This is a genomic window from Haladaptatus paucihalophilus DX253 (assembly GCF_000376445.1).
Lineage (GTDB): Archaea > Halobacteriota > Halobacteria > Halobacteriales > Haladaptataceae > Haladaptatus > Haladaptatus paucihalophilus.
This window is the reverse complement of record NZ_AQXI01000001.1, coordinates 201,812-228,161: the sequence shown is the minus strand read 5'-3', so window position 1 is coordinate 228,161 and position 26,350 is coordinate 201,812. Positions and strand designations below refer to the sequence as shown.

Here is a 26,350-nt window from a genome sequence, read left to right as displayed (position 1 = left end):
GGCGGCCGTTTCCGTCCGATTGCCGAACGTTGAAGCCCCTCGCTTCCCTACGTTCCGTGGATGCGGTTGGACGAGTATATCGACGATTTGCGCCCGGACGAGGAGGAGCGCCGCCGCCGTCTGGCCGAGGAGAAGTCCTACGAGATTCTGGACTACGTGGACGACTTCGAGGACCGGTTTTCCGAGGTGGCGCAGGGCGATTCGCTCTTCGGAAGTACCTCGCCCTCGGTGTTCGTCGGCCGGTCGTCCTACCCGAACGTCTCGACGGGAATCCTCTCGCCGGTCGGCGCGGAGGAGAACGCCGCGGAGTTCGCCACCAGCGGCGATTGGTACCAGCGCGGCCTCGGCATCGATAACGTCCTCCAGTACCGGACCGGCCTGCTGAACTCGAACCGCTCCGCGAAGGTGAACGTGGACGACGTGTGGGACGGGTTCGTCGGCGTCCAGCGCGAAATCGCCATCGCCGACCGCCCGGTGGACGTGGAAATCGGCTTGACCGAGAAACTCGACTTGGACGTGAACGTGGACGACATCGCCACGCCGACCGGCCCGACGGCCCGCGCGTCCTCGGCGGATTTAACCGAGAACCCGCACGTTCCCCGCGCCGTGAAGAAGACGCTCGAAGACGACGACTGGCAGGCCCAAGGCGCGATGAACTACCTGTACCGCCGCGGGTTCGACGTGTACGACATCAACACCATCCTCTCGGCGGGGGCGTTGGGTCAGGGGCAGAACCGGAAACTCGTCCCGACGCGCTGGTCGATTACCGCCGTAGACGACACGGTGGGACAATACCTCCGCGGACGCATCCGCAACGCGCCGAGCATCGACGAGACGCAAGTGTGGGTGAACGAGTACATGGGCAACCGCTACTGGGTCATCCTCGCGCCGGGGCAGTGGGAGTTCGAACTCGTGGAGATGAAGGCTCCCGGAAGCATCTGGAACCCCTCGCCGACCGGCGACATCTGGATGGGAAGCGCCCACGAGGGATACGAAGGCAGAACGAGCTACGTCGATGAAACCGCCGGAGCGTACTACGCCTCGCGACTCGGCGTGCTGGAACACCTCGAAGACATCGGCCGACAGGCCAAGGCCCTCGTCCTCCGCGAGGTCAGCGACGACTACTGGGCACCCGTCGGCGTGTGGCAGGTGCGCGAGAGCGTCAGAAACGCCTTCGACGGTCGGTTCGGGGAGGCGGAATCGTTCCACGGGGCAGTTCGGGAAATCGTCCCGCAACTCCCGATTTCGATGAACTCCCTCCGCAGGAAATCCGAGATGGTCTCCGGTGTGCAGGCCAACCTCTCGGATTTCGCCCCGTGACTCACAACCACCCCGCTCTTCGGAAGTAGACGACCAGAATCGCGCTCATGAGGAACATGCCGAGCATCACCGCCGGATACCCGTAGGTCCAGCCCAGTTCCGGCATGTTGAACGGACCGTCTTGGAAGTTCATGCCGTAAACGCCGACCACGAGCGTCAGCGGGAGGACGATGGTGGCGACGACGGTCAGCTTCTTCATCACCTCGTTGGTCGAGACCGAGAGCATGTTGAGGTAGATGTCGCGCGCGCCGCCCGCCAAATCGCGGTACGTTTCGGTCAAGTCCACGAGTTGGACGAGGTGGTCGTACACGTCGCGGAAGTACTTCTCCGTCTCCGGGCGCACCTCCTCGGGGTCGCCGCGGGCGAGGTAACCCACCGCCTCGCGGGTCGGCCACGCGAGTTTTCGGAACGCGAGCAGTTCCCGCCGGACGCCGTTTATCGACTCCAGCGTCTCGATGCTCGTGTCGCTGATGACGGCCTCCTCGACGGCCTCTATCTGTTCCTCTATCTGGTCGAGCGCCGCGAAGTAGCCGTCCACGATGCCGTCACAGACGCGGTACGCCGTGAAGTCCGGCCCGCGGCCGACGATTCGCCGGTCGCCGTCGAGCGCGGCCCGCCAGATGCGCGAAACGGCGTCGATGTCGTACTCCGAGAGGGTGACGAGCCAGTCCTCGCCGACGAACACGCCCACCGGTTTGACGCGGGTTTCCTCCTCGAAGGTGGTTTCGCCGCGGGCGAGCTCGACCGTCTTGAGCAGGACGAACGTGTAGCCCGCGAACTCCTCCGTCTTCGGTCGAATCTCGTTTCTGATGTCCTCGACGGAGAGGTGGTGGATGTCGAACGCTTCCGCGACGCGTTCGAGTTCGAGGGGCGTGGCGTCGCTCGCCCGCACCCAGACGGTACCGGATTCGACGCGCGCGGATTGGAAGTCCTCGACCGTCTCGACTTCGCCGTCGGCGAACCGGAGCGATTCGACGGTCATTGGACGTCCTCCGGTTCGGCCGCGTTGGCGATCGCGGCGAGCGTGATGCCGACCATGATTCCCGTGATAGAGAACGCGCGCCCCGGATACGGCGCGGAGAGACCTATCAGATACCCCACCACTCCGAGGACGGTGAGGCCAAGTCCCGAAACGAGAGTTCGGTTCATACCGTCCGTACCGACAGAAGGGAGAAAAAACGTTGCCCGATTAGCCGCCGTGTTGGATACCGGAGAGCAGGCTGGAGACGCTATCGGATTCGTCGAGCCGCTTCGGATACACCGCGAGCACGACGATGTAATCGCCGTCGTGTTTGAACTTCGTCGCCTGAATCGTTACGTCCACGTTCGCGCCGTGCGAGCTGGCGGTTGCGGTGAATTCGGAGACCTTCGTGTTCGTCCCCAGGACCGTCACGTTCTCCGACCCGACGGTTCGGATGTCGTGGATGTTTCCGTATCCAGATACGAACTTCTCCACGAGGTCCCGGTTGTCGAACTTCGACAGCGGGTTGAACGATTTGGACGCTATCTTTACGTCGGGACTGCTGACGACGACGAAGGTCGCCGCCGTTCCTTCCGCGATGCCATCGATGCCGACGGTCTTTTCGTACTGTGCGACCCAGTTCGTCACCTTCACCTCGCGGCTCTGGCCCGCCGCTTCGAACGTCCGTTTCGCTTCGAGGGATTCGACCTTCGCTTTCTCGTAGCCCGTTTGCGACAGCGCGTTGTCGCCGACGGTCGCCTTCGTGGCGCTGACTTCGAGGGTGTCGCCGAGGATAAACCCGAGACAACCGCTCGTGAGGACGAGCGTCGCCAGTAACGCGCCTGCAATCAGTTTCCGGTTCATGTCTATCCCCGATACTCAACCCCCCAGTATAAGTCCGACGGCTACGGGAGCTTGAACGAAGGGCCGGAGTCGGAATCCTGAACATCGACGCCGAGCGCCTGTAAGTCGTCGCGGAGCGCGTCGGCGCGGTCGTAGTTCCCGGCGTCCCGCTCGCCCTCGCGGAGGTCGAGGACGAGTTCCACGAGGTCTTCGGCGAGTCGAACGTCGCCGCCCGCCTCTCCGCCGAGCGAGAAGCCCAGCACGTCGCCGCCGAGTTCCTCGAACGTCTCGACGGCCGATTTGAGGCCGTCGTAGTCGTACTCCTCGTGCGCATCCGCGTGGCGGTTGACCGCCGTCACGAGGTCGAGCAGGGCGGCGAGCGCGCGGCGGGTGTTGAAGTCGTCGTTCATCGCGTCCGCGAACTCCTCGCGCGTCTCGGTGACGGCTTGGCGCAACTCGTCGTCCTCGACCTTGGTTCGCGCGTCCGGGCCGTCGAGGGCTTCGACGGCGCGGTCGTAGCCGTCCGAGAGTCGGTCCCAGCGTTCGACGGCCTCGTTCAACGTTTCGTCGCTGAACGTCTGGCGGTTGGCGTAGGACGTAGAGAGGAGGAACATCCTGACGGCGTTCGCGCCGATCTCCGAAATCGCGCCGCGAACGGTGGAGTAGTTGCCCAAACTCGAACTCATCTTCTCGCCCTCGGTTTCGAGCAGGCGGACGTGGAGCCAGTAGCGGGCGAACTGGTGGCCGGTCGCGGCCTCGCTCTGGGCGATTTCGTTTTCGTGGTGCGGGAACACGAGGTCCTGTCCGCCGACGTGGATGTCGATGGTCTCGCCGAGGTGTTCCATGCTCATCGCCGAACACTCGATGTGCCAGCCGGGACGTCCCTCTCCCCACGGGGAGTCCCACGTCTGACCGGACGGATGGGACACCGCGTACTCCGTGTCGGGGTCGCGGTGTTCCTCGACGGCACCCTCGCTCACGCCGTCGGCCTTCCACAGGGCGAAGTCGCCGGGATGACGCTTCTCTCCGCGTTCGTCGCCCTCTCCCTGCGCCTCCATCTCCTCGACCCTCTGGTTCGAGAGTTTGCCGTAGTCCTCGAAGGTCGTGACGTCGAAGTACACCGAGCCGTTGGATTCGTAGGCGTAGCCCTTCTCCACCAACGTCTCGATGAGATCGGTGATTTCGGGGAGATGCTCGCTGACGCGTGGATACACGTCGGCTCGTTTCAGGTTCAGGTCGCGCATGTCGCGGATGACTTGCGTGATGAAGGTCCGTGCGACGTCGGCCTCGTCGTCGCCGAGGTCGTCCTCGCCAACGCGCGCCGTGATTTTCTCGTTCACGTCGGTGAAGTTCTCGACGTGGTGGACGTCGTAGCCGAGGTGTTCGAGCCATCGGTGCATCACGTCGGTGTGAATCCACCCGCGCGCGTGGCCGAGGTGCGCGAAGTCCGAGACGGTCAACCCGCAGTAGTAGAGGAGGACGGAATCGGGGTCGCCGGGTTCGAACGGCTCCCGCTCGCCCGTGAGCGTGTTCGTTACGAAGAGTGTCATAGGGAACGGTAGTGCCAGCAACCGTTTTAAATCGTCGGAAGCGACACCAACCGCCTCAATCGCCCCGTTCGGGAACGGCGTCCAACGCATCCTCGACGAATCGGACCGCGTTCGCGCCGTCGCGGCGCTCGACGACGACGACCAGCGACTCCGCGACCCCGGCCGCGACGACATCGACGTCCTCCGCCACGAGTCGGGAGAGGACGGCGGAAAACGCCACGCAGTCCACGTCACCGGCGGCGATGACGCCGGTCAACGACCCCGAATCGGGGGTGAACCCCGCGTCGCCGACGACGAGGAGCGAATCGGCGGGGTCGTCCGCTCGACCCAGGCCGCTCCGCATGGTGACGCGGGCGTCCCGGGAGTCGATTTCGTACGTCGGCAGTTCATCGGCGAACCGCGAGAGCGCCGTCGAAACCGCGTCGGTGTCGTCGCCGACGTCTATTTCGTCCGCGAGGAACCGCGCGGCGGCGGTGTAGTTCACCACGTCCGCACGGAGCGCTTCGAGGAGGAACGGCCGTCGCCGAACCGCGTTTCGGGTGGCTTCTGCGAGTGACATTACCGACCAGCACGAGGAGTGCGGGAAAAAGGAATACGATTACCGGACGAGGAAGTACCCCGCGACGCCGATACCGACCAGCACCGTAATCGCGCCGAACAGCGCGAGGACCCAATCGACGAGGACGCCGACGCCGAGAACGAGCACCAGCGCCATAATGCCGAGGACGACGAGCGGGATGTTTCGCGCCAGCTCCGACGCATCGGTATCCGATTGAATCGGTTTCTGTCGGGGTTTCGAGAGGGACTCGTCCACCGGTATCGAGTCTTTCTCCGGGTCTATTTCGGCAATATCGACGTCCACGTAGGCCGTTTCGGCCCCGTATCCGGTCACGACTTTCAGCTTTCCGCGGGCGGGACCGTCGTGAACCGTAATCGGCACTGCCTCCGTCGAGTTGGCCTCGATGTAGTGATTCGTCGCGGACAGGGATGCCACGTCGGAGAGCTCGTCGTCCAAATGGAGGTGCACGTGAATCGGCGCACCGTGGTTTGCGAGCGAAACGCTGAACGAGTCGTCGGTTTCGAACGACGGTGCTACGTCGATGTGGTGAAGTCCGTCGCGGTTGATGTGTGTTAACAACGTTTCGGACACAGTGCACCTCCCTCTTGGGTTAGAGTAAAATACTCAACTATTAAAAGATTCAGGCCTCTCGCATGTCGGGCGGCAGGAGGTTCGGGATGCCGTCCTCGATGGGGTACTCCTCGCCGCACTCGGTGCAGGTGAGCGTCCCGAAGATGACTTCCTCGTCCTCTTCCTGTCGTGCGTCGAGTTCGAGTTCCTGTTTGTCCAGTGGACAGCAGATGATATCCATCAGGGATTTCTTCATGCCCGAGTCCACGAAGGGGGAGGCAAAAAGCGTGACGGGTTGTGCGGTTCGATGGTAGCGACTCGCGGTACCACATTCGTTCGACGACCGACGGCAATACTGATAGACTATCGTCATATGGTCGTCGTTTCTCTCGACGCGTGAAGGACGCGTCCCCGAACCGTCCTCGAATCCATGGAGACGGGTATCTGAACTGCAGAACCGTGAAGGAACGTCGCACCGTACTCCAAACGGCGTGACCGGTCGATATCCGAACGACGTTGATACTATCTCTCGGCCGAGTACTTCGCTCTTTAAAATAACCAACAACATATAATATTTAATACTATATAATAGTAAATAATAGAAATTTTTAATACTATATTATAGAATTGTGTTGATGGAGGTGAGAAATGATGTTTGGATTTGGTCTTCAGATCTGGTGTGACTACCTCGGCTGCTAACAGGGTACCGTTGATACGATTATTTGGGGATTTTTTGACAGCGACACCAAAATGAAAATAGAGTAGCGAGAGCTCCGAGCGAACGGTAACTGTACCGGATACAGCGGGAAACGGAGAGAGGCGTCGATCAGTTCTCGAACGGGTGTTCGAGCACGACGGTATCCTCCCTGCTCGGGCCGATACCGACGGCGTAGATGGGCGCATCGAGTTCGTCGCTGATGTATTCGAGGTAGGTTCGCGCGTTCTCCGGAATCGCGTCGTAGCCCTCGTCAGCGACCTCGCTCCAGTCCACTTCCGGCCAGCCGTCGAAGGAACGGAAGTTCGGCTCACAGCGACCCCAGCGCTCGGTTGTGGCAGGAATGGTGAAGATTTCCTCGCCATCGACATCGTAGCTGTATCCGACTTTCACCTCGTCGAGGCCCGCCAGCACGTCGATGTGATTGACGGCGAGACCGGTGAAGCCGCTCGCGCGGGCGGCGTGTCGGAGCATGGGCATGTCGAGCCACGCGACCCGGCGCGGTCGGCCGGTGACGGTACCGTACTCGCCACCTTCCTCGCGGATGTACTTGGCGAGGTCCTCGTTTTCGCCCGCCCCTTGTTCGTCGTAGTCGGGCGTGTCACCGACGACGCCGCCGAGTTCGGTCGGAAGCGGGCCGCTCCCGACGCGCGTGAGGTAGGCTTTCACGATGCCGATGATGTCGCCGTCGCCGATGACGCCGGGGCTGAGACCCGTTCCCGTGGCGGCCCCGCCCGCGGTCGGATTCGAGGAGGTGACGTACGGGTAGTTACCGTGGTCGATGTCGATGAGGGTACCCTGTGCGCCCTCGAAGATGACTTCGTCGCCGGCGTCGAGGCGGGATGAGAGGAACTCCCCGGCTTCGACGGTCATGTTCTCCTCTTTCAGGCGCTCGCCGTAGCGCTCGTACTGTTCGTGGAGCGCATCGACGTCGAACGCTTCGCCGGTTTCGACGCCGTCGGATTCGTCCGACGAGCCTCCAATCGCTTCGCTCATGGAGACGCCGTATACCTTCTCGGCGAGTGCTCGCTTTTGAGGGACGACGTATTCGAGCTTCTCGCGGAGGAGTTCGGAATCGAGTAGGTCGCCGACGCGGATGCCGCGTCGACCGGCTTTATCCTCGTAGGTCGGGCCGATACCCCGACCCGTGGTTCCCACCTTGCGGTCCGAATCGCTTTTCACGTCTTCCTCGATACCGTCGAGGACGCGGTGGTACGGGAGGATGACGTGCGCGCGGCGCGCGAGTCGAACGTCGGGGTCGAGTCCCCGCTCGCGGAGCGTGTCTATCTCGTCGAACAGCGTGTCCGGGTTCACGACACAGCCGTTCCCGAGGACGCCGACCTTTCCGCGGACGACGCCGCTGGGAACGAGGGAGAGCTTGTATTCGTTGCCACCCTCGACGACGGTGTGGCCTGCGTTGTCGCCGCCCTGATAGCGAGCAACAACGTCAGCGGACGCGCCGTAGAGGTCTACGACGCGGCCTTTGCCTTCGTCGCCGAGTTGCGAACCGACGATGGTTACGGTCATACCGGAGGTGATTTCTCCCGCACCTCGTAAACCGATTACGGTCTTCGAAGCAAGATGATGCACGAACGTGTGCATTTCGGTGGCGACTGAGCGCCGATTCTAGCAATTTCGACGACATTCTGACGGACGATTCGGAAGTGTTAACTCGTCTCAAGAGAAAGATTCGTTCTACGTTTCTGCTTGCGATGCGGACAATAACCTTTAAAAGGCTCTAAGACAAGTTAACACATGCCATGATAGATCGACTGGAGAAGGAAGTCGATATGCTGGAACGCCACTTGCAGGTCCTGAAAATGGTCATTGAGAACGAACCTATCGGCATCGTGAAGATGTCGAACGAGACGGGATACCCCCATCACAAGGTTCGCTACTCGCTGCGAGTTCTCGAAGAGGAAAACCTCATCTCGCCCTCCAACCAAGGTGCGATCACGACCGACCGTACCGAGGAGTTCGTTTCCGAACTCGATGAGAAACTCTCCGAGATTACGAACAAACTCGACTCGATGAAGATCGGCGAGAAAGCCGAAGCCGAAAACTAGAGTTCCGGAACCGTAACGTGGAATTCACCGTTTCGTGATTCCACCAGACACAGATGATATCCTCGTTTTCGGGATAGCTTGACGAAACTCTCTCTTTTTTCCCGCGTTAACAGTCCACCGCTGGTCGCATCCTCGGTCGTCTCCAACGCGGCCGGTTCGAAGAAGCTCTTCGTGACCTGGAAGGCCGCGCTGAGTTCGTCGCTCGCGCTGGAAACGCTGCTGGCCGCGTCCACCAGCGACCCCATCATCTCGCCGGTCGCGGGGTCGCGCGAGTCGTTGATGTTGGCCACGACGAGCGGGTTGCCCATCCTGTCGCGGAGAATGACGTCGAAGGGGAATTCCGTCTCCCCACCCTCCTCGTCTTCGGTGACCAGTGCTCCGTGTAGTTCGACGCGGTCTATCTTCTGAATCGCTTCGAACAGGTCCTTCAACCCGCGCTGGTGTCCCGTCTCCAGAATCTCGTACAGGAGGTCGACGACGAGCCACGAGACGAACTTGTACTCCATCGAGTCGTGAAGGAACGCCTCGAACTCCTGTCCATCGACCGCGACGCCCGCCGTATCGAACTGCGTGTGGTGTTCGAGTTGCAGGTTCGACTCGATGGTTTCGCGGCTGGNTTCGCCCGCCGCGGCGTCGGACAGGGTGCCCTTCCCCTTCGAGCCGTAGCGGACGAAGAAGTTGGTCTGCGTGAGCGCCTGTTCGGGGGTCAACTGGCGTTCGGCGGTGACGCCCGGACTCTGTTCCCGAAGCGTTTCGAGTTCGTCCGCCAGCTCGCCAACCCGCGCTTCGAGTCGGTCACGCTCCGATTTCAGTTCGTCGCGCTCCGCTTCGGTTTGTGCGAGTTTCGACTGGAGCGCCTCTATTTTCTCCGCTCGCGCCGTGAGTTCGGCCTCTATCTCCTTCGCCCTGTTCGACTGCCCGCGTCGGGGCGATTGTTGCGGCGTGGGTTGTCGCGGTGCGGATTGGCGTTGTGGCGTCTGCCGACCGGCCCGTCGCTGTTTGACGCCCGCGTCGCGGGACTTCGACGAACTGCTTTTCTCGGGGTCCAGGGACGGAATCGTCGTGGTCTCCTGCCACTGCTGTTCGTCCGACAAGGGGTCGGATACCCCACCACCGTTATCGCTTTCGGCATCCTCGGCGCTCGACGCGTTCGGCGTCGGTGCCGATTGTGTGCTCGCCTCCGCCGACTGGCCGGCCGTCGGGGTCGCGGTGGTCGAGGGCGTTGGCTGGCGGTTGGCGTCGGCCTCGGCCTCCGTGGTCGGTTGTTGGCCGGGTTCCGTTTCGGTCGGCGACCGGGGTCCCTCGCTCGCCGTCGATGCGGGGGACTGTTGGGCTTCGTCCGTCGATGGTTCGGGGTCGCTCGTTCCGTCCGGTTCCGCCGACGAACTCGACTCGTCAGGCGCGGATGGCGCGGGTGACTGCTCCGGCTCGGGTTCCGGTTCGGGCGTTTTCGGCTCCGGGAGTTCGATGATGTCCACGTCCGCCGCGACGACCTCGTAAATCCCCACCTCGTCGTTCGCCCGCTCGAACGCCTCGTCTCCGGTGACCAGTTGTTCGCTCTGTCCGACGTAGGCGGCGCTCATCGACCGCCCGGCGTGGTAGACCACGTAGTAGTCGCCGCTGAGAACGTTCTCGCTGAGTTCGATGTACCCCGTGAAATTGTTCGACGCGAGCGTCTCGCTCGCCTCCTTGAGGGGCGTATCGTTCGTGTAGTACTTCGCTTGCGTCTTTCCACCTCGCTCTTGCATGCTGAACAACAGCGGAAGCGAGGGGTGTGGGGCGTCGAACAGCGTCCCGTCGGCATCCTCGAACGTATCGAGTGCACCATCAAACACGCCGATGACGCGGCCGTTCAACATGAACAGCCACGCCCCGCCCGCTTTGACCGCACCGGAAAATTCCTCGTCGGCAAGCGCGTGGAGCGTCTCCAGCCCACCGGAGAACGGACGAGAGCTCCACTCGGTTATCTGCTCGACTATGCGCGCATCCATATTACGTCAAAACGGAATCCCCCTCAAATAGTTTCGGGTTAGTCGAGTCCACGCATCAAGTACGGGGTGAGAAAAGGCGAGAGAGCTTTTGTGAGACTCCGTTCGAACGAGCGTCTCGGGCGGGGAGTGGTCGTGCCGTTCGAATCATCGAACCGGCGATAGCGTCGTTCGAAAATCAGATCTTTTGTTCGGCGTCGTCGGCGAGCTCTTCCATGCGCTTGCCGATACGGCCCGCTTCGCTGAACTCGTCGTCGCTCATGACGTCGGCGAGCGAGTTTCCGAGAACGAAGACGGCGTGTTTGTGTTCGCTCTTGGACTTGTGAACGTGCGAGGGGTCGACGTCCAGTTGGTCGTATGCGTCGAACGCGCCGGTCGGAACGTCGTCTTGTTCACGGAAGTACTCCATGATGGTCACCATCTGCTCGTGCAGCTCCAAAAGCTCGTCCTTATGCATGCACGGCCATTAGAAGTTAGTCGGTTTAAGAGTTTCTGAGAACTATTCACACGTTGAGGGCACGGTCCGTTAGAAGACGTACTCGTCTTCGTGACCCATCATCCCCTCATCTTCGAGTCCCGGTTCTCTATCGTTGTCCATCGGTCCACTGGTCTTGTATGCCTTGAGACCGGTTGCGAGCAAGTCCTCGACGGCTTCCTCACGGTTGACGAACTCGCCCTGGTCGACCATCTGGGCGATTTGCATTTCGAGGTGCTCTGGGACGGTAATCTCTACCTTTGGCATTGGAACAATTGTGGGCTTCGGGAGGGGTGTTCTTAAGTCTGACGGGTAGATTGTACCGGTATTGAAAACACTGTTTCTGAATCCAAGAAATCAAATTTTCTTAAAAAGAATCTACATTTGTCATTCCAGAAAACTACCCGGCCGTGGGGCCGGAGAAACGAAAACTTGTCTGTCTGGACTCACCGATTGCCGAACATCTGGTCGAGCGAGTTGATGATGCTGCTCGGTTTCAACGACTCCATTCGCTGCTCCATTCGTTTCTGGTTGAAGTAGCTCGCGAACGCGAGGATGGTCGGCGGCCAGAGGCCGATGAAGAGTCCGCGCTCGCGGTTCCCCCTGACGAAGAACTGGTGCCACGAGAGGAGCACCGATGCCGCCGACGCGAGTATCGCGATGTCGCTCGTCGATTCCTGTGCCGCACCCATCACCGGGCGTTCTCGGGCTTCCGGCTGTTGCTCTGTCTGGGACATGCGACAGTCCGTTGTGTCACGTCGGTCTTTGTTATTCAGTCGGTACCGAGCGGCGAATTCGCCCCGGTCGAGGATACGACGGTTACCCGACGACTAGCCCGACCTTACCCCCGCGGCTGGCCGCGGTCGGTACATCTACCTTTCCCGCACCCCAGCGTTCGACCATGAGCGTTACGGACAAGACGGACATCCATCGTGAGTTCGACGGACAGCGATTGCCGCCGGGACAGCGCGAGACGAGCAAGTTTCCCGTCCTCTCGAAGGGGAGCACCCCGGAGTGGGACCCCGAGACGTGGGAGTTCTCGGTCACGGGTGCGGTCGAGAACGAACGCACCTTCTCGTGGGAGGAGTTCCGGGACCTGCCGAACGAGACGCAAAAACAGGACTTCCACTGCGTCACCGGTTGGAGCAAGTTCGACTGCGCGTTCACGGGCGTCACCTTCCCGACGCTCGCGGAACTCGCCGGAGTGGACGAGGACGCGGTTCACGTCATGTTCTCGGCCCTCGACGGCTACACGACCAACCTCCCGCTCGCCGACTGTCTGCGCGACGACGTGCTGTTCGTCTGGAATTACGACGGCGACCCGCTCCCCCGCGAGCACGGCGGGCCGCTCCGGGTGGTCACGCCGCACAAGTACGCCTACAAGGGGGCGAAATGGGTGGACGGAATCGAGTTCCTCACGGAACCGGAGCGCGGGTACTGGGAGAAACGGGGGTACTCCAACACCGCGAACCCGTGGAACGAGGAGCGATATAGTTAGGCTGAAGGGTCAGCGTTCCCGAGTTTCCATTAAATGCCACCGCACCGTGACGGTCAACTGTCGGCGGGTTCTCCGCTCGTAACTCGAACGTGCCGAGTACCCGACGTTTCGTTTCGCTCGTTTCTCGCCGGTCGGGCGGCACCGCGTCTCTATTGGACGTCGTCTGATGGACTCGAAATCGCCGCGAGCGGCGCGGTTGCCCGTCTCACCGCGGACGGTGAACGCCGATTCGACGAGATTCGAGAACGCGCCGACGAACTCTTCGAAGCCGTCGACCGGGACGACGGCCCCGACGCCGCCCGTCCCCGTCTATTCGGTGGGTTTTCGTTCAGCGCGGAACACGAACCCTCACCTCCGTGGGAGGGATTCCCCGGTGCGGAGTTCGTCTTGCCCCGCGTCCAACTGACGCGAACCGAGCACGAAACGTGGCTTTCCGTGTCCGCCCGCGATACGGCGGAAGCGACCGTCGAAGAGACGCTCTCCGAGATACGCGCGGAAATAGAGGCGCTCCCGGAGATGCGCCCCAGCGGCGACTCGCCGGGCATCGAATCGACGCATCCCGCGACGGCACGCGACGAGTGGTGTTCACAGATACGCCACGCGACCGAGCGAATCCGGGAAGGGGAGCTGAAGAAAGTGGTTATCGCAACCGCGTTGGAGGTCGAACTCGCCGAATCCGTCGATGTGCCGGACATCCTCGAACGGTTGCGAACGTCGTACCCCGAATGCTACCGGTTCCTCATCCAACCCTCTTCGTCGGGCGGCTTCTTCGGCGCGCCGCCGGAACGCCTCGTCTCGCTGCGCGGACAGACGGTCGAGACCGAGGCGCTCGCCGGGTCGATAGGTCGAGGAGAGACGCCGGAGGAGGACGACGAACTCGCCGCGGAACTCGCCGCCAGCGAGAAAGTCCGCGAGGAGCACGAACTCGTCGCCAAAACGATCCGCGAGGGGCTCGAACCGCTCGCATCGTCGGTCACGGTCGGCGACCGGCGATGCAAACGACTGTCCAACATCCAGCACCTTCAGACGCCGATTTCGGCCGAACTCGACTGCGACGAGCACGTCCTCTCGGTGGTCGAGGCCCTGCACCCGACTCCGGCCGTCGGCGGACTTCCGCTGGCGGACGCCATGCGGACCATCCGCGAGACGGAACGCTTCGACCGCGGGTGGTACGCCTCGCCGGTCGGGTGGTTCGACGCCGACGGCGACGGGGAGTTCGCGGTCGGCCTCCGCTCCGGCGTGGCGGGTGACGGCCGCGTGACCCTCTTCGCCGGAAACGGTATCGTCGCCGACAGCGACCCGGAAGCGGAGTGGGACGAAGTACAGTTGAAATTCCTGCCGATTCTGAACGAACTCGAATGACGTATCCCAACCGAAACACGCTGTGGGCCGAAACGTTCGTGGACGAGTTGGCCGCCGAGGGCGTCGATGCCGTCTGCCTCGCTCCCGGGAGTCGCTCGACGCCGCTGACCGTCGCGTTCGCCAAACACGACGACATCGAGGTATTTTCCCATCTGGACGAGCGGTCGGCGGCCTTCTTCGCCCTCGGCCGGGCAAAACGGACCGGAAAACCGACCCCCATCGTTTGTACGTCGGGGACTGCGGCGGCGAACTTCCATCCCGCCGTCATCGAAGCGGACAGGGCGCGGGTCCCGATGCTCGTGTGCACGGCCGACCGACCGCCGGAACTCCGCGATAGCGGCGCGAACCAGACCGTCGATCAGGAGAAACTGTACGGCGACGCCGTTCGCTGGTACACAGACGTGGCTGAACCGGAAGCGACCGGGCGAAAACTCCGCTACCTCCGGACGACGGCGGCCCGAGCGCTCGGGTCGGCAACCGGGACGCCGCCGGGACCGGTCCATCTCAACTTCCCGTTTCGAAAGCCGCTCGAACCGGTCGAAGTCGAGGGCGACGTTCCCGACTCGTTCGAGGCCGACAATCCGCTCGCCGCCGAGGGTCGTGACGGTCCGTTCGTCACCGTCTCACAGGGCGTCCCGGAACTCGATTCCGACGCGCGCTCCCGACTCGTCGATGCCGTACGCCACGCCGAGCGCGGTCTGTTGGTGGCCGGTCCCGCAGACGGACCGACCCCGGAGCGCTCCGCGCTGGCGGCGCTGGCCGACGCGACCGGTTTTCCCGTGCTGGCCGACCCGCTCTCGGGCCATCGGTTCGGACACGACGGTTCCATCGTCGGCGGCTACGACTCGTACCTCGTTCCGGACGTGACCGAGGCGTGGCCCGACCCCGACGTCGTGATTCGGTTCGGCGCGTCGCCGACCTCGAAAACCCTTCGTCGATACCTCGAATGTACCGAAAGCCGACAGTTCGTCGTGGACCCGGCGGGCGGCTGGCGCGAAGCCACCTTCACCGCGACGGACCTCCTCGTGGCGGACCCGACGCGGTTGGCCCGCCGCCTCGCCGACGAACTCGAACCGCAAAGCGCGAACGAGACGTGGATGGCGCGATTCGAACGCGCCGAGTCCGCACACTGGTCGCTCGTGTCGGACTCCGCGGAGCACTTCGAAGGCAACCTGCTCGCGTCCGTCGCAAAGCTCGTTCCCGACCCGACGACGCTGTTCGTCTCCAACAGCATGCCGATTCGGGATTTGGACCGGTTCGCTCGCCCCCGCTCCGCCGACGTGACGGTGCTCGGTAACCGAGGGGCGAGCGGTATCGACGGTATCATCAGTTCGGCGCTCGGTGCCGGAAGCGGGACGGACGACCCGCTCGTCCTCGTCACCGGCGACCTCGCCTACTATCACGACATGAACGGGTTGCTCGCGCTCGAACGCTGTGGGGTGGACGCGACCATCGTCGAAATCAACAACGACGGCGGCGGCATTTTCCACATGCTCCCAATCGAATCCTTCGACCCGCCGTTTACCGACCAGTTCCGAACGCCGCACGGACTCGATTACTCGGCGACGGGCGACCTCTACGGACTGGACTTCGAACGCGTCGAGACGCTTCCCGCGTTCCGGGACGCGTTTTCGGACTCCCTCGATAGTTCGGGAACGAACGTCATCGAAGTCCGCACGACCGCCGAAACGAGCCACCGGATTCGGGAGTCGTTACAGGACCGCCTCGTCGCTGAACTCTCTGCCTAGTTTTCGCCGAAGATACTTGAGAAAGGTTGTGGAGTTACGTCTGTGAATGCGCCGGTAGATTGTTTTCGTGAGCGAAACAGCCACCGAGTCGAAGGAACTCGTAACCTTCCTTCGGGAACACGTCGGGACCTCCTTCGAAGCATTCGCGGTGCAAAACACGTTCCTCGGCCGCTGTCTCGACGTGATGAGGTAAGTGACGCGCGTCACCCGCACGTTCGAGTGAGTTCTCTATCGCTCCCGCTCCCGGTCTCGTTCCCGTTCCTGCCGTTCGGTTTCGTCGGTTCCTTCGAGTTCCGTTCGTAGTTCCGCCACCTCGTTTTTGAGTTCGTCCACGTCTTCCTTCGTCGCCCTGCTCCCGCCCGCCCGACGGTAGAGCAGAAACAAGCCACCGAAGATGGTCAACGGTATGCCGAACAGCATGATGGCCGTGATGAAAATGACGATCAGTTCCGCACCACCGGGAACCGGACCGAACAGGGGAATCATACTGCCCGGTTGACAACCGAGCGGCAAAAGTCTCGTGGTCACACACCCACGATAAGCGGCCCTATCAGCACCCCCATCAAATGCACGCGCCGACAGCCCAGTCGCGGCGGGAGCAGGCCGAGAACGGCGCTGCAGACGAACAGTCCGATTCCGATGACTCCGGCGAACAGGAACGAAGCCGCGACCAACAGACCGAGGACGGCGACCGACAGTCGTCGGTAGTCCATCCCGCCGACCGTTTCGAGGTAGGTGTCGCCGAGCACGAGGACGAGGACGAATCCGACGACTCCGGCGACGGCGGCGCTGACGAGGAGTACCGGAAGGTCGAGCGGTGCGTTCGTCTCCCGGAGGGCGACCATGACGCCCGTTCGAGGCGTGTCGAGCGAGACGAGGGCGAAGAGCGCGAAAATCGTGTTGGCAGTGTTGACGCCGCTACTCGCCACGATGAACCCGCGCGCATCGGTGCGGTCCGGGACCAGCGTGAGCGCGAGGACGGCGGCAATCGCGCTCGAAACGCCGGGCAGATAGCCGACGATTGCTCCGGCGAACGACCCCGCGAGCGCCGTCATGAGAAGCAGGGGTCGCGGCATGGTGAGCGTCGTCCCCGCCTGTTCCGGGACGCCCGCCCCACCCATCGCATCGAGGAGGACGGGCGCACCGAACAGTCCCGCGAACAGCGGCGTGAGGACGCTCCCGACGCCGAGCGGCGCGGTCGGCGACAGCGGGAGCGACAGGATTCCGAGCACCGCGCTCGCGGAAAACGCCACGACACCGCCGATTTGCTCCCGTCTCGTGGGTTCCGTGAATACCAGAAACCCGGTCGTTCCGAGGAGGAACAGCGGGAGGTGGCCGCGGAGGAACGGATACACGTCCGTCATCACCATCGTTACCGGGATGGCGAGCGGAACCGCGACGGCCACCGCGAGTCCGCTGCCCAGCGCCGACAGTCGAATCGCCTCCCGTCCCTGCCCCTCGATGACCAGGCGATGGCCGGGGAGCGCGCTCGCCGCCATCACCGGGTCGGGGACGCCGAGCGCGAGCGCCGGAACCACGTCGAGAAACGAGTGGACGACGCCCGCGGCGAGGATGGCCGCGCCGACGAGTTTCGGCGGCCCGGCTATCGACGTCGCCACTGACGCCAGCAACAGCGCGAGGTTGTTGACGTGAATTCCCGGCGTCAGTCCACTTATCGTCCCGATTCCGACGCCGCCGAGAACGAACGCCACCGTCGTCATCGTCGTCGCCGGGTCGAATAGGAATCGCGTTCCGAACGCCTCCATCGGGGCGGAGTGGTCCCGTCTTCGTATGTAAACGTTAGCAGTGGCTGGCGGGGAAGCGCGCGAAAGAAAAGTTTCGAGTTGGGAGCGTCGCGTTTAGCCGAAGAGTTCGCCGAGGCCCTCGCCACCGGCGTCCTCGTCTTCGTCGTCCTCTTCTTCTTCCTCTGCGGCTTCCTCTTCTTCGGCTTCGTCGGCGCCTTCGTCGTCGCCTCCGGCGGGAGCGGCGGACGCTCCACCAGCGGGGACGGCGGCGGCCTGTTCGACTGCCTCCTCGATGTCCACGTCTTCGAGTGCGGCGACGAGCGCCTTGACGCGGGATTCTTCGACATCGACGCCTGCAGCGTCGAGGACGTCCGTGAGGTTTTCTTCGTTGATCTCTTCGCCCGATTCGTTCAGGATGAGTGCAGCGTAAACGTATTCCATTGTTAGTTATCCGAACATAGCGCCGAGGCCTGCTCCTGCGTCTTCGTCGTCGTCATCGTCGTCATCGTCTTCAGGCTCGGCTTCAGTTGCTTCTTCGTCAGTCGATTCTTCTTCCTCGGCCGCGCTGTCCGTCGCCGGGGCTTCGACACCGCGAAGCTCCTCGGGCAGCGCGTCCTCGTCGTCGATTTGTGCGGCAAGTGCGCGCAGTTGCGCGTCTGCCTTGCTCACGAGGTCCGGCACGACGTCCGGACTCTCGATGGCGGCCTGCAGACCGAGGCTCTTGGCCTCGCCGGTCGCCTTCGAGATGAGCAGGGGCGCGGTCTGCTCGGTCGGGTACACCGCGTTGACCGAGAGGTTGCGGGCAAAGGCCGCAGCCGTCTCGATGTCCGTGCGGTACTCGTCCACGTCGATCGCGAGCTCGTCCGACTCGAACATGACGCCATCGGAGTAGACGGCGCGCAGGTCGAGACCGACCTCTTTCGGCTCCATGCCGAGTTCGGAGAGCACGTTCGCGAGCTCTTCCGAAACCTCGTCACCTTCCTCCGCGACGAGGCTGTCCTCGGTCACGTGGATGGAGCCGTCCATGATCCGTGCGGATGCACCGGCCTGCTGGAGTTCGCCGACGAACGGTCCGGGGTCGACACCCGTGTCACCCTCGGGAATGAGGATGTCGTTCGGGGCGATTTCGCCAGCCGAAATCGGTGCCGGGCTCTTCGAGGCTTCCAGTTCCTTGTACAGCCCGAACGGGTTGTCGTTCGTGCCGATGAGGCCGATTTGCCCGGAGACGTACTCTTCGAGGTCCTCGAAGCCAGCGCCGACCGAATCGAGCGCGCGCTGCACCAGCGTGTTACGGCTGACGCGGAGTTCCGCGCTTCCGTGAAGGCCGCGGCGCATGTTCTGGAGCTGTTTGCTCGGAATGCCGGTGATGTTGACGACGCCGACGCTGTTGTAGCTCTCGACGAAATCCGTCAGCTCAGCGACTTCCTCGCGCTTCCACTCCGGAATGGTCTCTGTCTTGCGTTCGGCTTCTGCGGACATTCTAGGCTACCTCCACCGACGGTCCCATCGTCGTTTTCACGTAGATAGTATCCACGTTGAGCGGGCCTTTCTCCAAGTTGGAGTGCAGACGCCGAACGATAACGTCGATGTTCTCGGAGATGTCCTCGGCGGACATGTCTTCTGCGCCGACGAGCGTGTGGAACGTTCGTCGGTCGCCGCTCCGAAGCTGGACCGTATTTTTCATCCGGTTGACTGTTTCGACGACGTCGTCGTCGGGTTGCAACGGCGTCGGCATCTTCCCGCGCGGACCGAGGACGGTACCGAGGTATCGACCGATGTCTTGCATCATCGACGCCTCGGCAATGAAGAAGTCCGTGTCGTCCGCGAGGTCTTTTGCCGCGTCGTTGTCGTCGCCCAAGTCTTCCAAGTCGTCGCCCGAGAGAACGTCGTCCGCGACGTCCTCGGCACGAAGGGCGGTTTCACCCTCCGCGAAAACGACAATCTTGGTGTCTTGGCCGGTTCCAGACGGGAGTACGATACTCTCGTCTACACGATTCGACGGATCGTTTAAATCGAGGTCGCGCAAGTTGATTGCGAGGTCCACCGTTTCGCGGAAATTCCGCTCAGGGGAGTCCTCGAGTGCGCGAGAGACTGCTTGCTCTATCTCATTATTTGCCATCGTTCACCTCCGTAGTACGCAGGAATGCTCCTACGGGTCAGTGAAACAGGCCATGCCTGTCTCACCCGAATTTGACGCATGCGGAACTTAAACCCGTCGAACCATTTCGGGACGAACGGCCGTTCGAGCCGTCACTGGTTTGCGGTTTGAGGCCGCATCACGAAGGGACAACGATGGCGACGATGACGCCGCTCACCGGTGTCGTGGCAGTCGCGCTCGCGGTCGTTCACGTGAGCGCGGGACACGTCCGGTCGTTTCGGGTGATTCCGCGGAGCTACTGGCTTTCGATGGCCGGCGGTGCGTCGGTCGCGTACGTCTTCGTCCACGTCCTCCCCGAACTCGAAGGCGGCACGATACTCCAGTCAGTGCCGCTCCTCGCCGGATTCCTCGAACGTCACGTCTATCTCGTCGCGCTCGTCGGATTCGCGCTGTTTTACGGGTTAGAGCGCCTCGCGCGGGAATCCGGTCGCAACGCGGACGTGCGACCGGAGACGAACGCGAGTATCTTCTGGATTCACATCGGGGCGTTCACGGCGTACAACGCGCTCATCGGCTATCTGCTCGTTCATCGGGAACAGCCGGGCGTCGTCGGGTTGGCCTTGTACGCGACCGCGATGGGACTGCACTTCGTCGTCAACGATTACGGCTTTCGGGACCACCATCGGGAGACGTACGACCGAATCGGTCGGTGGGTACTCGCCACTGCCGTCGTAGCCGGGTGGGGCATCGGCATCAACACCCACGTCGACGAAGCCGTCGTGAACACCCTCTTCGCGTTCCTCGCGGGGGGAGTCATCCTCAACGTCATCAAGGAAGAACTGCCGGAAGAACGCCGCAGTCGCTTCTGGGCGTTCGCGGTCGGTGCCGGTTGCTACTCGGCGATACTGTTGTTGGTATAGGGAAGAAAAACCGAGTTACGCGGAGAGAGCGTCGTCGTACTCGCCGTCGTCGACCTTGGCTTTGAACTCGCGTGCGTCGTCACCCTCGACGGTGACGCCGAGCGAGGCACACGTACCGACGACTTCCTTCGCCGCGTTCTTCGTGTCGTAGGCGAGGAGGTCGGGTTTCTTCTGCTCCGCGATTTTCTTCACTTGGTCTATCGAGAGGTCGGCGACGAAATCCTTCTGGGGTTCGCCGCTACCCGTCTCGAATCCGGCCTCGTCCTTGATGAGCGCCGCCGTCGGCGGGACACCGATTTCGAGGCTGAAACCACCGTCGTCCTCGACGAAGACGGTGACGGGGACTTCCGTCCCGTCGAACGCCGCCGTCTGCTCGTTGATCTCGTTGACGACTTCCTGCACGTTGACCGCGGTTGGGCCGAGTTCCGGGCCGAGTGGTGGGCCGGGATTGGCCTGTCCGCCGGGGACGAGTACTTCGATCGTATCTACCATACGTAACCGAAATCTCGCTGGAGTTTTAAGGATTTTCTTTTCCGGCGTTGCCGAACGGTGGATACCGGCGTCGAGAATGTCAACCGTTCACTCGGGGACCGGCCGCGAAAACGAGGACATCGCCCACTCGACTACGGCAAACTTACGCCGCGTCGTCCCAAAAATTGGCTCGCGTTCTTTATTTCGACGGGGCTCCCGATGAGTCGGTAGCGTTCGTCGTCCAGCGGGACGATGGTCAGCGTGAACTCCCCTTCGAGTTCGTTCCGAATCCCGCAGAGAGACTCCCGGTGGAGGATTATCTGCGTGCTGTCGCGGAGATGAGCGGGATTCGGCATGTACCTACGTGTGATTTGGCGAGGCGAAACCTATTAACGTGTCGAATCTGACGACAAAATCCCCCTGACGAGAAGGAACAAGCTTTTCGGCGGCCACGGCCGACGTGTTGCTAATGGGACTGGAGGAGGAAATCGAAGCACTCCGCGAGGAAATCTCGGACACGCCGTACAACAAGTCCACCGAGAGCCACATCGGTCGGCTGAAGGCGAAACTCGCGGAGAAAAAGGAGAAGCTACAGAACCAGTCCTCCGCCGGTGGCGGAGAGGGATACGCCGTCGAGAAGACGGGCGATGCGACCGTCGCGTTCGTCGGGTTCCCGAGCGTGGGGAAATCGACGCTGTTGAACTCGCTCACCGCCGCGGAGAGCGAAGTCGGCGCGTACGAGTTCACGACCCTCAACGTGAACCCGGGGATGTTGCAGTACAACGGTGCGAACATCCAACTCCTCGACGTTCCCGGCCTCATCGAGGGTGCGGCCCACGGACGGGGCGGCGGGCAAGAGGTCCTCTCCGTCGTTCGCGCCGCGGACCTCGTGGTCTTCGTCCTCTCTGTCTTCGAAATCGACCAGTACGAACGGCTTCGGGAGGAGTTGTACGAGAACAAGATTCGGCTGGATTCCACCCCGCCCAGTATCTCCATCGCCAAAAAGGGTCGCGGCGGAATTCGAGTGACTTCCAGCGCGGAGCAGGACATCTCCGAGAACGTCATCAAGGAGGTCCTCCGCGAGCACGGGTACGTGAACGCGAACGTCACCCTCCGCGAGAAGGTAGATATCGACCGCCTCATCGACGGCATCATGGACAACCGCGTCTACATCCCGTCGATGGTGTCGGTGAACAAGGTGGACCTCATCGAACACGACTACGCGGAAAAAGTCCGAGGGCAACTGCGCGACCACGACATCGACCCGGAGGAAGCCGTGTTCATCAGCGCGGAGAAGGAGAAGGGACTCGACGCGCTGCGGGAGAAAATCTGGAACGAACTCGGCCTGATGCGGATATATATGGACAAGCCGGGTCGGGGCGTCGATTACGAGGAACCGCTCGTCCTCCCGCAAGGGAGCACCATCAAGGACGCTTGTCACCACCTCGGCGGCGAGATGGAGCAACGCTTCCGGTTCGCTCGCGTCAGCGGCCCGAGCGCGAAACACGACGAACAGCAGGTCGGAATGGAACACGAACTCGCGGACGAGGACGTGCTTCGGCTCATCCTTCGAAAGTGACCCCCGCCGTCCCTTCTACCCATCTCGCTCCGAAATGGCGTCGGCGACTCACCCTTCTCGCGCTGTTTTTCGTCCCGTGGACGGTTCTCGTCGCACCCAGCGGCACCACGCTGGTCTTCCCGTGGGGGCTCCTGAACCCGACGACCTACCACGTTACGACGCTTCCCGATTACCTGTTCGTCCTCACGTCCGGCTTGCCACGGCAACTCCTCGCGTGGCCGCTCAGCGTGTGCCTCTATCTCCTCGCCGTTCTAAGTTCGTTCGCCGGGCGGTTCGAGGACCGTCGGGTGACCGGTTGGCTGCTCGTGTTCGCCGGTGTGACGCACGTTGGATTCTCGCTTCGGTTCGTTCATCGGTCCGGGTTGGTCGCTCCGCTCGGGCCGGTCTGTCTCCTGCTGTGTGCGTGGTGGTTTTACTGGCCCGACCTTGGAAGAATAATAGAGTAGTTCGCACGCGTACGCATTGCGTGCGATGTTCCATTCCAGTATTCATTTTTCCCCGCCCGGTTTCCGCGAGCGGTACCCTTTTCGCTTCGGAGCGGGTGGTTTCGGACGTATGAGCGGGACATTCGACCACGTGATGATGCGTGTAGAGGATTTGGACGAATCGCTCGACTGGTACGAGACGCACCTCGGGTACGAGGAGAAGGGCCGCTGGGAGGCGGACACGTTCACGAACGTCTACCTCGGACCGGAGAACGTCCACGACGAGGGTGCCGTCCTCGAACTCACGTACAACCACGACGACCGGTCGTACGAGATGGGCGACGCGTGGGGACACATCGCGGTGCGCGTCCCGGAGGACGAACTCGAATCGTCGTACCAACAACTGATGGACAAGGGCGTCGAGGACTACCGCGACCCGGAGTCCTGTGGCGGACGATACGCCTTCGTCAAGGACCCCGACGGACACGAAATCGAGATCGTAAAGCGTGACTACGGCGAGAAGTGGAGCATCGACCACACGATGATTCGCGTCGAAGACGCCGACGAGGCGCTCGGCTTCTGGACGCGCAAGTTCGAATACGAACACACCGGTCGCTGGGAGTCGGACACGTTCGCCAACTACTTCATGAAACCCGAGGACGCCGCCCGAGAGGCGATGGCAGTCGAACTCACCTACAACTACGACGGCCGGTCGTACGAGATGGGCGACGCGTGGGGGCACCTCGCGGTGCGCGCTGACGACCTCCACGACACGTGGGAAACCCTGCTGGAGCGCGAGGCGGACGACTACCGCGACCCCGAATCGTGCGACGACAGGTACGCGTTCACCAAGGACCAAGACGGCCACGAAATCGAGATTATCGAGCAGAACTGAGCGGTTCGAGGCCGAATGCGATTTTTTTCTCGGAGGGGCGATCCAGCCGCAGAACACCTGCGCATTCCGAATATATAACTAAATATTCAGTCACAGTTTTCATTCATAATCGTCACAGAGTCATGTTTTCGTTCGATTTGGGTCGTCAACCCTACTTAAAGAGTGGAATGGTGAACCATCTCATTAATCCCTCATTGTCATAACTCGGATGGGAGCCGAGCGCCGCCATTGGTCGGCTCCATTACCTTTTCATGGAAACTCCAGTACTGCCCATATTGTCCGAATTGGGGCGCGTGAGTACGTAACGGCCGATTACCAGACCACAAAGCATTTATAATAATGGACTAACGTTCTTCCTGTACCCCTACCCATGGTGGCAGATGGAGTACCACTTCCCTCCCCGTGCGATACGGGTTGGACGAAATGTCTATACGGTCGTGGGAAAGGAACTGTCGCCGTACGAGAAACAACTAACGAGAAAGCATGACAGGAAACAATACAAAGGTTCGCAGTGTTGCCCTAGCGGCACTCGTCGTCTTGTCGGTATTCGCCGGCTCGATGGCGTTCGCCGGCTCGGCTGCTGCGGCAAAAAGCTACTCCGCAAGCGACGGTGACGAAGCACTGTCGAGCGGTGGGACTTATTTCCAAGGTGAACAGCTGTTCGTTAACGCCAGCGACTTCGGCACCCTCGACGCTAACGATACCAAGTACGAGGTTCGAACGGACGACAAGGACGAAACCCTGAGCGGTGCGGGCTCGGTCGGAGCAAACGGTAACATTCTCCTCGACACGAGCGCACTCGACACGGGCAAGTACTTCCTCGAAGACCAAGACAACAACCAGATCGCGACGTTCGAAGTCGTTGAGCAAGACCTCAGCGCCAACTTCGCTGACGATTCCGTGACGAACGCGGACTCCGACGCCAACGCGACGACCCTGACGCTCAAGTCGCCCAAGCGACCGAGCTACAAGGTTATTGTCTCCGCTGAAGGCCTCTCGGTCAGCGACCTCGAAAGCATCTTCGGCAGCGCCGTTACGAGCAACGACACCGAGGACGACACCGTTACCATCATGGGCGGCACGTCCGAGGAAGTCGACGCTTACTTCGGCGACACCGCCGCTGGAATGCACAACTTCACATTCAACGTTGCAGACACGGATGCCTCCGCTGAAGCTTCGATTACCGTCGAAGAAGCGGGCGACAAGTCCGTCTCCTTCATGACCGGTGACAACGACCTCTACAGCGTCGCACGCGGTGACGTCGTTCCGATCACGGTCAATCTCGAGAACACGGACAACGGCATGGTCCGTCTCGGCAAATCAGGAGAAGTCTTCCGTGCTGACGTCAAAGTCGAGGACACGAACGACGACGGCAAAGTCACGTTCTACCTGAACACGTTCAAGACCACCAGCAGCACCTCGAGCAACTTCGTCTACGAAGGCAGCGAGGACTCCGCTAGCGTCGTTGACGCAAGTAGCGACACCAACGCTGGTCTCGCTTCGCCTCTCGCGGAAGGTTCCTACGAAATCCGCGCTGCACCGTCGAACCTCGACAACCCGACTGACGTCTCCTCGCTCTCGGTCACCGAACGCTCGACCGACAACGCGCAGACGTGGATCATGCCCGACACCAGCTGGGACAACGTTACGGACCTGACCAACAAGGTCACGCAGCGTGGCAACGTCGCAGACGGTGACGCTGTTGTCGTGCAAGTCGAGGCCTCCGGCATCTTCGGCGCTCTCGAAGGTTCCGACCTCGCATCCGTCAACAACATGTCGATGACGTTCACCGAGTCCGGTGACAACATCGAGCGTAACACGCCCAAAGACTCCTTCACGACCAGCGCCGCTGACGTCTTGGTTGAGCAGGACGGTGCCAACAACACGTTCTACGTCAAGGTCCCGACCAGCACGCTCAAGACCGAAGACACCAACGGCGACGGTCTCGGTGAGTGGACTGCAAAGTTCAAGGTCTCGGACGACTACGCCCTCGCTAACGATAACGAGGCGGTCTCCACGACCTTCACCTACGAGAAGAAGAGTGTCGAACTCAACGGCGGCGACGACGTTGCCGTCCCGAAGGGTGAGGCCACCATCTCCGGTGAAACCAACGTGGCGCCCGGTACGGAACTGACGATTGTCGCAGACAGCGACCGCGTGTTCTACAAGACCGCAAAAGCGACCGTCAACGAGGACGGCTCGTTCGAAGCTAGCTTCAACCTCAGTGAGTACGACAACGGCACCACCTTCGACCTCAGCGTCCGTGGCTCCGACGCATCGATCAGCGGCACGATCGACCAGACGCAGAACGGCGAGACCACGACGACCACGACGACCACGACGACGACCACGACGACGACCACGACGTCCTCGGAGACGACCACGACGTCCTCGGAGACGACCACGTCCTCGTCCAAGACGACGACCTCGTCGGAAGAATCCACGACCGAAAACGATGACGGTCAGCCCGGATTCGGCGTCGCTATCTCCGTCGTTGCACTCCTCGCGGCCGCGCTCCTCGCGCTCCGCCGAGAGAACTAAATCGGACACCGAGTCTGATTT

General features: G+C 62.0%; 30 protein-coding genes. 11 read left to right on the top strand and 19 right to left on the bottom strand.

All coding sequences use genetic code 11. From position 1 onward, the window contains the following. Nucleotides 1–60: 60 nt before the first annotated feature. Nucleotides 61–1,320: a DNA repair protein NreA gene (gene nreA, locus B208_RS0101320; RefSeq protein WP_007978640.1), complete on the top strand. Its 1,260-nt coding sequence runs from the start codon at nucleotides 61–63 to the stop codon at nucleotides 1,318–1,320. Between the two features lies 1 nt (nucleotide 1,321). Here nreA and corA read toward each other — a convergent pair whose 3' ends face one another. The 8 genes from corA to B208_RS0101280 all read right to left on the bottom strand — a co-directional run bounded on the left by corA (nucleotide 1,322) and on the right by B208_RS0101280 (nucleotide 8,045). Beyond that, on the bottom strand, nucleotides 1,322–2,302 hold the full coding sequence (gene corA, locus B208_RS0101315) for a magnesium/cobalt transporter CorA (RefSeq protein WP_007978638.1): 981 nt from the start codon (nucleotides 2,300–2,302) through the stop codon (nucleotides 1,322–1,324). Next, nucleotides 2,299–2,469: a hypothetical protein gene (locus B208_RS24110; RefSeq protein WP_007978637.1), complete on the bottom strand. Its 171-nt coding sequence runs from the start codon at nucleotides 2,467–2,469 to the stop codon at nucleotides 2,299–2,301. Before B208_RS24110 ends, corA begins: the two co-directional genes overlap by 4 nt. A 40-nt stretch (nucleotides 2,470–2,509) precedes the next feature. Next, on the bottom strand, nucleotides 2,510–3,145 hold the full coding sequence (locus tag B208_RS0101305; RefSeq protein WP_007978635.1) for a DUF6517 family protein: 636 nt from the start codon (nucleotides 3,143–3,145) through the stop codon (nucleotides 2,510–2,512). A gap of 41 nt (nucleotides 3,146–3,186) precedes the next feature. Next, on the bottom strand, nucleotides 3,187–4,674 hold the full coding sequence (gene cysS / locus B208_RS0101300; RefSeq protein WP_007978633.1) for a cysteine--tRNA ligase: 1,488 nt from the start codon (nucleotides 4,672–4,674) through the stop codon (nucleotides 3,187–3,189). A 55-nt stretch (nucleotides 4,675–4,729) separates the two neighbouring features. Next, the gene (locus tag B208_RS0101295) at nucleotides 4,730–5,233 is read right to left on the bottom strand and encodes a DUF7523 family protein (protein ID WP_007978631.1); all 504 of its coding nucleotides are present in this window, start codon (nucleotides 5,231–5,233) and stop codon (nucleotides 4,730–4,732) included. Nucleotides 5,234–5,272: 39 nt separating this feature from the next. After that, nucleotides 5,273–5,824, bottom strand: coding sequence for a DUF7524 family protein (locus B208_RS0101290; protein WP_007978630.1), 552 nt, complete (start codon nucleotides 5,822–5,824; stop codon nucleotides 5,273–5,275). Between the two features lie 49 nt (nucleotides 5,825–5,873). Continuing rightward, entirely contained in the window at nucleotides 5,874–6,059 is a 186-nt protein-coding gene (locus B208_RS0101285) for a methytransferase partner Trm112 (protein ID WP_026177693.1), read from the bottom strand. 570 nt (nucleotides 6,060–6,629) lie between these two features. After that, complete coding sequence (locus B208_RS0101280) at nucleotides 6,630–8,045, bottom strand: adenylosuccinate synthase (RefSeq protein WP_007978626.1); 1,416 nt, start codon at nucleotides 8,043–8,045, stop codon at nucleotides 6,630–6,632. A 233-nt stretch (nucleotides 8,046–8,278) separates the two neighbouring features. Between B208_RS0101280 and B208_RS0101275 the strand changes: the two genes are divergently transcribed. Next, nucleotides 8,279–8,584: a hypothetical protein gene (locus B208_RS0101275; RefSeq protein WP_007978624.1), complete on the top strand. Its 306-nt coding sequence runs from the start codon at nucleotides 8,279–8,281 to the stop codon at nucleotides 8,582–8,584. On the opposite strand, the gene B208_RS0101270 is transcribed toward B208_RS0101275, so the two are convergent. The 4 genes from B208_RS0101270 to B208_RS0101250 form a co-directional block, all read right to left on the bottom strand. Next, nucleotides 8,581–10,167, bottom strand: a complete 1,587-nt coding sequence (locus B208_RS0101270; protein WP_455550048.1) for a DUF7527 domain-containing protein — start codon at nucleotides 10,165–10,167, stop codon at nucleotides 8,581–8,583. The genes B208_RS0101275 and B208_RS0101270 overlap by 4 nt on opposite strands. A gap of 583 nt (nucleotides 10,168–10,750) precedes the next feature. Beyond that, the gene (locus B208_RS22870; protein WP_007978620.1) at nucleotides 10,751–11,029 is read right to left on the bottom strand and encodes a UPF0058 family protein; all 279 of its coding nucleotides are present in this window, start codon (nucleotides 11,027–11,029) and stop codon (nucleotides 10,751–10,753) included. A 69-nt stretch (nucleotides 11,030–11,098) separates the two neighbouring features. Continuing rightward, nucleotides 11,099–11,314, bottom strand: coding sequence for a DUF7120 family protein (locus B208_RS0101255; RefSeq protein ID WP_007978619.1), 216 nt, complete (start codon nucleotides 11,312–11,314; stop codon nucleotides 11,099–11,101). A gap of 179 nt (nucleotides 11,315–11,493) precedes the next feature. Next, on the bottom strand, nucleotides 11,494–11,739 hold the full coding sequence (locus B208_RS0101250; RefSeq protein ID WP_007978617.1) for a hypothetical protein: 246 nt from the start codon (nucleotides 11,737–11,739) through the stop codon (nucleotides 11,494–11,496). A gap of 209 nt (nucleotides 11,740–11,948) precedes the next feature. Here B208_RS0101250 and B208_RS0101245 point away from each other — a divergent pair, with 209 nt between their 5' ends. From B208_RS0101245 to B208_RS24860, 4 genes are all read left to right on the top strand, one after another. Then, nucleotides 11,949–12,545 carry a sulfite oxidase-like oxidoreductase gene (locus B208_RS0101245; RefSeq protein ID WP_007978615.1) on the top strand — a complete coding sequence of 199 codons (597 nt, stop codon included), beginning with the start codon at nucleotides 11,949–11,951 and terminating at the stop codon, nucleotides 12,543–12,545. A 33-nt stretch (nucleotides 12,546–12,578) separates the two neighbouring features. Next, a complete protein-coding gene (locus B208_RS0101240; protein ID WP_007978613.1) occupies nucleotides 12,579–13,907 on the top strand; it encodes an isochorismate synthase in 1,329 nt (442 codons plus the stop codon). Then, on the top strand, nucleotides 13,904–15,655 hold the full coding sequence (gene menD / locus B208_RS0101235; protein WP_007978611.1) for a 2-succinyl-5-enolpyruvyl-6-hydroxy-3-cyclohexene-1-carboxylic-acid synthase: 1,752 nt from the start codon (nucleotides 13,904–13,906) through the stop codon (nucleotides 15,653–15,655). Before B208_RS0101240 ends, menD begins: the two co-directional genes overlap by 4 nt. Before the next feature lie 67 nt (nucleotides 15,656–15,722). Continuing rightward, nucleotides 15,723–15,848 carry a hypothetical protein gene (locus tag B208_RS24860; protein ID WP_007978608.1) on the top strand — a complete coding sequence of 42 codons (126 nt, stop codon included), beginning with the start codon at nucleotides 15,723–15,725 and terminating at the stop codon, nucleotides 15,846–15,848. A gap of 35 nt (nucleotides 15,849–15,883) precedes the next feature. Here B208_RS24860 and B208_RS0101225 read toward each other — a convergent pair whose 3' ends face one another. The 5 genes from B208_RS0101225 to B208_RS0101205 all read right to left on the bottom strand — a co-directional run bounded on the left by B208_RS0101225 (nucleotide 15,884) and on the right by B208_RS0101205 (nucleotide 19,519). Continuing rightward, nucleotides 15,884–16,141 (bottom strand): hypothetical protein, encoded by a 258-nt coding sequence (locus B208_RS0101225; protein ID WP_007978606.1) that lies wholly within the window; start codon nucleotides 16,139–16,141, stop codon nucleotides 15,884–15,886. A 38-nt stretch (nucleotides 16,142–16,179) separates the two neighbouring features. Beyond that, entirely contained in the window at nucleotides 16,180–17,421 is a 1,242-nt protein-coding gene (locus tag B208_RS0101220) for a tripartite tricarboxylate transporter permease (RefSeq protein WP_007978603.1), read from the bottom strand. A gap of 93 nt (nucleotides 17,422–17,514) precedes the next feature. Beyond that, entirely contained in the window at nucleotides 17,515–17,841 is a 327-nt protein-coding gene (gene rpl12p / locus B208_RS0101215) for a 50S ribosomal protein P1 (RefSeq protein WP_007978602.1), read from the bottom strand. Nucleotides 17,842–17,847: 6 nt separating this feature from the next. Next, entirely contained in the window at nucleotides 17,848–18,879 is a 1,032-nt protein-coding gene (locus tag B208_RS0101210) for a 50S ribosomal protein L10 (RefSeq protein ID WP_007978601.1), read from the bottom strand. A gap of 1 nt (nucleotide 18,880) precedes the next feature. After that, a complete protein-coding gene (locus B208_RS0101205) occupies nucleotides 18,881–19,519 on the bottom strand; it encodes a 50S ribosomal protein L1 (protein ID WP_007978600.1) in 639 nt (212 codons plus the stop codon). Between the two features lie 173 nt (nucleotides 19,520–19,692). Between B208_RS0101205 and B208_RS0101200 the strand changes: the two genes are divergently transcribed. Beyond that, nucleotides 19,693–20,418 carry a hypothetical protein gene (locus B208_RS0101200; protein ID WP_007978599.1) on the top strand — a complete coding sequence of 242 codons (726 nt, stop codon included), beginning with the start codon at nucleotides 19,693–19,695 and terminating at the stop codon, nucleotides 20,416–20,418. A 15-nt stretch (nucleotides 20,419–20,433) separates the two neighbouring features. On the opposite strand, the gene B208_RS0101195 is transcribed toward B208_RS0101200, so the two are convergent. Both B208_RS0101195 and B208_RS0101190 read right to left on the bottom strand, forming a co-directional pair. Further along, nucleotides 20,434–20,910: a 50S ribosomal protein L11 gene (locus B208_RS0101195; protein ID WP_007978598.1), complete on the bottom strand. Its 477-nt coding sequence runs from the start codon at nucleotides 20,908–20,910 to the stop codon at nucleotides 20,434–20,436. A gap of 131 nt (nucleotides 20,911–21,041) precedes the next feature. Beyond that, a complete protein-coding gene (locus B208_RS0101190) occupies nucleotides 21,042–21,245 on the bottom strand; it encodes a VNG_1110C family protein (protein ID WP_007978597.1) in 204 nt (67 codons plus the stop codon). A gap of 113 nt (nucleotides 21,246–21,358) precedes the next feature. Between B208_RS0101190 and B208_RS0101185 the strand changes: the two genes are divergently transcribed. The 4 genes from B208_RS0101185 to B208_RS0101170 all read left to right on the top strand — a co-directional run bounded on the left by B208_RS0101185 (nucleotide 21,359) and on the right by B208_RS0101170 (nucleotide 26,329). Continuing rightward, nucleotides 21,359–22,468 carry an OBG GTPase family GTP-binding protein gene (locus B208_RS0101185; RefSeq protein ID WP_007978596.1) on the top strand — a complete coding sequence of 370 codons (1,110 nt, stop codon included), beginning with the start codon at nucleotides 21,359–21,361 and terminating at the stop codon, nucleotides 22,466–22,468. Further along, the gene (locus B208_RS0101180) at nucleotides 22,465–22,914 is read left to right on the top strand and encodes a TIGR04206 family protein (RefSeq protein WP_007978595.1); all 450 of its coding nucleotides are present in this window, start codon (nucleotides 22,465–22,467) and stop codon (nucleotides 22,912–22,914) included. The genes B208_RS0101185 and B208_RS0101180 overlap by 4 nt, the downstream gene beginning before the upstream one ends. Nucleotides 22,915–23,023: 109 nt before the next feature. Continuing rightward, entirely contained in the window at nucleotides 23,024–23,788 is a 765-nt protein-coding gene (locus B208_RS0101175) for a VOC family protein (RefSeq protein WP_007978593.1), read from the top strand. 483 nt (nucleotides 23,789–24,271) lie between these two features. Continuing rightward, nucleotides 24,272–26,329 (top strand): DUF7827 domain-containing protein, encoded by a 2,058-nt coding sequence (locus B208_RS0101170; RefSeq protein WP_073096535.1) that lies wholly within the window; start codon nucleotides 24,272–24,274, stop codon nucleotides 26,327–26,329. Nucleotides 26,330–26,350 lie beyond the last annotated feature (21 nt).